Source organism: Aquabacterium parvum (assembly GCF_001447195.1).
Lineage (GTDB): Bacteria > Pseudomonadota > Gammaproteobacteria > Burkholderiales > Burkholderiaceae_C > Aquabacterium > Aquabacterium parvum.
This window is the reverse complement of record NZ_LFRI01000344.1, coordinates 1-273: the sequence shown is the minus strand read 5'-3', so window position 1 is coordinate 273 and position 273 is coordinate 1. Positions and strand designations below refer to the sequence as shown.

Annotated in this window: 1 protein-coding gene; it reads right to left on the bottom strand. The window is 49.1% G+C overall.

From position 1 onward, the window contains the following. Positions 1 to 273 (bottom strand): PhnD/SsuA/transferrin family substrate-binding protein (locus tag ABG80_RS13735; protein ID WP_152987573.1); only part of this gene is annotated, 273 nt, incomplete at both ends.

Genomic DNA, 273 nt, shown 5'->3' with positions numbered 1-273 from the left:
CGACATTCTTGTTGACGATATCACTGATTTTGGCGATGCCGGCGCCAGTATTGGCGATCAATACGGACTGGTAGGTAGTGCTACCCTTTTGCTTCATCGCTGCGAATGGCTCGATGTCGCTCTTTTGCTTAGCCAGAACATACGACAAGGGGCCAAAATATGCCATGTCGATACGGCCGTGACGCATGGCTTCGATCATTGACGAGTAATCAGTGGTAACCACCAGCTCAATTTTCTTTCCCAGCTCTTTTTCCAGATAGATTTCGAGCGGCT